The following is a 4,957-nucleotide window of genomic DNA, read 5'->3' as shown; positions in this document are numbered from 1 at the left end:
GCCGGCAGCCAGCGCCTTGCCGCCGTCGGTCGCCTCGACATTGGCCACGACCAGGAAGTTGGGGGCCAGACCTTCATGCGACGGATCGCGAACGGCGAAATACTTCTGGTGCACCTTCATCGACAGGCGCACGACCTCGGGCGGCAGCGACAGGAACTGCGGGTCCATATCGCCCAGGATCGGGGTCGGCCATTCGGCCAGACCCGCCACCTCGTCCAGCAGGCCGTCGTCATCGACCAGCGACAGCCCCTTGGCGGCGCAGGCGGCCTTGGCCTGTTCCAGAATGCGCAGCTTGCGGTCGGCCACGTCGATCAGGACGTGCTCGCGCTCCAGCTTGTGACGGTAATCGACGAAATCGCTGACGGCGAAGGGCGCGCCCGATCCCAGGAAGCGATGCCCCTCGGTCAGGGCGTCGGACTGGATGCCGTCGACCTCGAACGGCACGACATGGCCGTCGAAGATGCACAGGATGCGCTTGATCGGCCGCACCCAGCGCAGGGTGCCGGAGCCCCAGCGCATCGACTTGGGCCAGGGGAAGTTGCGGATGATCTGATCGACCATGCCGGGGATCAGGCCGGGCGTCGCCTGACCCTGCTGGCTGATAACGGCGAACAGCACGCCGTCACGTTCGACCAGTTGATCGCGCGTCAGGCCGGTCTTGCGCAGGAAGCCTTCCAGCGCCTGTTCGGGCGCCGAGGCCTTCGGCCCCTTCACCTCGTCCTCGCGGTCGGGCGTCGCGGCAGGCAGGCCGTCCACCACCAACGTCAGGCGGCGCGGCCCGGCATAGGTGGTCAGCCCGTCCCAGGTCAGGCCGGCGGCCTTCAGACGCTCGGTCGCCATACGCTCCAGATCGCGCGCAGCGCCCTGCTGCATGCGGGCGGGTATTTCTTCGGAGAAGATTTCGAGGAGAAGCTGGGGCATCAGGCGGTTTTCCGCTCTTGTTCAACGTAAGCGAGGGCGCAGGCTTTGCAGAGTTCGCGGATGCGGCCGATGTAGCTTTGGCGCTCCGCCACGGCGATGGCGCCGCGCGCATCCATCAGGTTGAACAGGTGCGAGGCCTTCAGCACCTGGTCATAGGCGGGCAGAACCAGCGGCTGCCCCTGCGGTCCGGTCATGGCCAGGAAGCGCGAAACCTCGGACACCATGTCCTCGAACCGGCGCTTCAGGCCATCGACGTCATAGCCGTGGAAGTTGGCTTCCGACTGCTGGCGCTCATTCTCCAGGAAGACTTCGCCATAGGTCAGGCCCTCCTTGGTGAACTTCAGGTCGTACACATTGTCGACGCCCTGAACATACATGGCCAGACGCTCCAGCCCGTAGGTCAGTTCGCCCGAGACCACGTCCACCTCGATGCCGCCGACGCCCTGGAAATAGGTGAACTGCGTCACCTCCATGCCGTCGCACCAGACTTCCCATCCCAGCCCCCAGGCGCCGACGGTGGGGTTTTCCCAGTCGTCCTCGACAAAGCGGATGTCGTGCAGCTTGGGATCAATGCCGATGGCGGCCAGCGATCCCAGGTACAGCTCCTGCAGATTGTCCGGGTTCGGCTTCAGGATCACTTGATACTGATAATAATGCTGGAGCCGGTTGGGGTTCTCGCCATAGCGGCCGTCGCCGGGGCGGCGGCTAGGCTGGACATAGGCGGCCTTCCACGGCTTCGGCCCCAGGGCGCGCAGCACGGTGGAGGGGTGGAGCGTGCCGGCTCCAACCTCGATGTCATAGGGTTGCAGGATGGCGCAGCCCTGCTCGCCCCAGTAGCGGTGGAGCGTCAGGATCAGGTCCTGAAACGCGAGCGGTTCAGTCGAGGTGCTCAAATCGGGCTCGGGAGGGGCTGTAAAAAAGACGGCGGACCATAGGGCCCGCCGCCTTCCGCTTCAACACACCCTAGCAAGGGTGTTGCATTCAACCGCGATTATTGCGGGGTGGGGTCGGTCTGTTCCGTGGCCGGATCAGTCGATTCGACCGGCGGCGTGGCCGAAGGATCGGTCGCCTCGGTCGCAGCCGGAGCCGCTTCAGCCGGGGCGGCCTCAGCAGCGGGGACCGCTTCTTCGTCACCCATGGCGGCCATGGAGTTGGCCGGATTCAGCACGGTGTCGATCGGGAAGACGGCGCCGTTCGACGCGTCCAGTTCGGCGCTGACCACGGTGGCGTTGTCAGCCTTGATGGCCGAACCCGTGCCGTCCAGCAGGATCTGGGCTTCCGAAGCGGTCGGAACGCCGCCCTTCTTGCCTTCGATCTGGTCGGGCGAAACATCGGCGACGATCACGTGGTACAACAGCACCTGACGCAGTTCATTGGCGTTGGCCGGGTCCAGCAGACGGGTGCGCTCGGCTTCCGGCATGGCGGCGAAGGCCGCATCCGTCGGGGCGAAGATGGAGATAGCCGGACGCGACTGCAGGGTGTCGGTCAGTTGCGCCTGATCCAGCGCAGACAGCAGGGTGGTGAACTGACCGCTGGACTTCAGCACGTCCACGACGGTGCCTTGCGCAGCAGGGGTGGCGGCGGCCTCAGCAGCCTGAGCCGGGGCGGCGGCTTCAGTCGGAACGGGCTGGGCGGCTTCCTGAGCGAAGGCCGGAGCAGCAATCAGGGTAGCGACAGCGGTTGCGGCAAGCAGTTTTGCACGTAGCATGGCTGGGTATCCTTTTTCTGTTTGAGGATCGATATCCGGGGAGGAGACGACCCGTTCCAGTCATCGGAACTGCCCAACCCAATCGGTCACCGGCGATACGGTTCCGAAAAAGTGAAACAACCTGAAACTTTCGTGATAATCTAGGCGAGAACTAGGCCAAACAGGCCGTCAAACGCCCACACGGCCGGGTTTTGGCCATAATGCTTGAAGTTTACTTGGCCGCCAGAATACTCGACTGAACCCAGGCATTCGGATGCGCATCGGCCAGCGTGGCTGCGGCGGCGTCCGCATCCTCCTGCGTCAGGCATAGACCAAAGATGGTCGCGCCCGATCCCGACATCCGCGCCAGTGCGATGCCGGGCGTCGTCGCAACCGCCGCCAGGGCGTCGCCGATCTCTGGTGTCAGGGCGATGGCGGGCGGCTGCAGGTCGTTTCGCAGCCCCGCCAGCCAGTCGATCACCGTCTCCGCGGACCAATCCAGCGGCCGCACCGGGCGGTTCGCATCCTGAACTGCACCAGCATCATAGGCGCGATAGACGGCGCCCGTCGGTGACGGAACGCCGGGGTTGAACAACACCACCGGCAGGGGCGGCAGGCGCGGTTCGTCGGTCAGCACCTCTCCCCTGCCCTCAGCCCAGGCGGTGCGGGCGTGCAGACACATGGGACCGTCGGCGCCGATGACGCCCGCGACGACCTCCAGCGCCTCATCCGACAGATCCAGCCCCAAAACCTGCCGGGCCAGCTTCAGAGCCACCCCGGCGTCAGACGACCCGCCGCCCAGACCGGCGGCGATGGGCAGACGCTTGTCCAGTGTAACTTTCAAGGGCGGCTCGCCCCCGCCCGTGACCTGCCCCAGACGACGCAGGGCGCGCAGGATCAGATTGTCCGGCTCTACCGCCAGACCCGCGCCGAACGGGCCGACGACGGTCAACGACAGCCGGTCGGCCCGCTCCACCGCGATCAGATCGCCAACATCAGCGAAGACGACCAGACTGGACAGCGGATGATAGTTTTCCGCATCCACCGCCCCGACATGCAGGAACAGATTGATCTTGGCCGGAGCCAGCGCCTGGATCGACATGGGCCTACTGCGACGCGCCGGTGACTGCGGCGTTCAGGCCGTCCTCAAGCTTGCGCTCGACCTCAGCCTTGCGCTCGGCGTCGGGGTTCAGGGTCAGGACACGGCTCCACAGCCAGCGGGCCTCGCGCTCACGCCCCACACGCCAGTAGGCGTCGCCCAGATGGTCGTTGATCTCGGGGTTGGCGGGTTCCTTATCGACGGCCTGTTCCAGAGTATCGACGGCGACGCTGAACTGACCCTGCTTGAACTGAGCCCAGCCCAGACTGTCCTGGATATTGCCGTTTTCGGGATCAAGCGCATGGGCGCGGGCGATCAGCTCGGCGCCCTCTTGAACGCGCAGCCCCTTATCGACCCATAGGTAGCCTAGATAGTTCAGGGTGTTGGCGTTCTCGCCATCCTCTTGCAGGGCGGCCCAAAGTTCAGCCTCGGCCTCTGGAATGCGGTTCATCGCCTCCAGCACGGCGCCGCGCAGGAAGTGGATCTGCGCGCCCTGATCCGCCGTGTTCAGCAGCGGCCCGTTCAGCAGGGCCAGCGCCTCGTCGTAGTGTTTCAACTGCGTCAGCTGGCTGGACAGGATCAGGGTGATCCGGGGATCTTCCGGCGCGGCGGCGGCGGCTTGGCGCAGGGCGGCCAGAGCCTCATCCGGCTGGCTGTTGTCTTCCAGATTCAGCGCCAGTTGGGCGCGGGCGGCGGCATACAGGGCCGGATCCTGCGGCCCGACCTGAGACAGAACGGCGCGCGAGGCCGCCTTCAGCCCCGCCCGGTCCAGCACCCCGGCCAGTTGCAGGCGGGGGGAGCCGCTGTCGCTCAGATTCAACGCCAGACGCAGATAAACGGCGGCGAACTCGTTGCCGCGCTCAGCAGCCGCCTGGGCGGCGGCGGCGGTCAGGGCTTCGGCTGCGCCCTCACGCAGGGTCAGCAATGCCGGCGGACGCCCACGATTGCGCATCCGCTCCAGCGCCCGCAGCGCGCCGAAATCGGCATTGGCGCCAGCCGCGGCGGCTTCATAGACGGTCTTGGCCTCGTCCAACCGCCCGCGCCGCTCCAAAAACTCGCCATACGGGCGCTTGAACAGAATGCCGACCGAGGGGATTTCCGACAGGGTCTTCAGCTCAAGCTCGGCCTCGGCGTAGTCGCGGCGGCGCTCCAGCAGCATGGCCCGGTTCTGACGAGCGAACGACAGGGTCAGGGCGTCGCCAGCGGTCGGGGCCGGCGCCAGTGCGCGCGTCCAGTCGCCAGCCGCAGCC

At 66.3% G+C, this 4,957-nt stretch carries 5 protein-coding genes; all 5 read right to left on the bottom strand.

Going from position 1 to position 4,957, the window contains the following annotated elements:
• Window positions 1–921, bottom strand: a 921-nt coding sequence (gene glyS / locus QZ281_RS12020; protein ID WP_292228662.1) for a glycine--tRNA ligase subunit beta, incomplete at its 3' end; no start/stop codon positions are given.
• On the bottom strand, window positions 921–1,814 hold the full coding sequence (locus QZ281_RS12015) for a glycine--tRNA ligase subunit alpha (RefSeq protein WP_292228660.1): 894 nt from the start codon (window positions 1,812–1,814) through the stop codon (window positions 921–923). The genes glyS and QZ281_RS12015, both read right to left, overlap by 1 nt.
• Before the next feature lie 98 nt (window positions 1,815–1,912).
• The gene (locus QZ281_RS12010; RefSeq protein ID WP_292228658.1) at window positions 1,913–2,629 is read right to left on the bottom strand and encodes a fasciclin domain-containing protein; all 717 of its coding nucleotides are present in this window, start codon (window positions 2,627–2,629) and stop codon (window positions 1,913–1,915) included.
• A gap of 211 nt (window positions 2,630–2,840) precedes the next feature.
• A complete protein-coding gene (locus tag QZ281_RS12005) occupies window positions 2,841–3,710 on the bottom strand; it encodes a 4-(cytidine 5'-diphospho)-2-C-methyl-D-erythritol kinase (RefSeq protein WP_292228656.1) in 870 nt (289 codons plus the stop codon).
• A gap of 4 nt (window positions 3,711–3,714) precedes the next feature.
• A partial coding sequence (locus QZ281_RS12000; RefSeq protein ID WP_292228654.1) for a tetratricopeptide repeat protein occupies window positions 3,715–4,957 on the bottom strand: 1,243 nt, incomplete at its 5' end.

The organism is Brevundimonas sp., assembly GCF_018608325.1.
Taxonomy (GTDB): Bacteria; Pseudomonadota; Alphaproteobacteria; order Caulobacterales; family Caulobacteraceae; genus Brevundimonas.
The sequence above is the reverse complement of the archived record's forward strand: the minus strand, read 5'-3'. Positions and strand labels throughout refer to the sequence as shown.

What these genes read in the sequence shown, in the direction of transcription:
- QZ281_RS12005 (WP_292228656.1), bottom strand. Translation starts at nt 3,710, where the DNA reads ATGTCGATCCAGGCGCTGGCTCCGGCCAAGATCAATCTGTTCCTGCAT.
- QZ281_RS12010 (WP_292228658.1), bottom strand. Translation starts at nt 2,629, where the DNA reads ATGCTACGTGCAAAACTGCTTGCCGCAACCGCTGTCGCTACCCTGATT.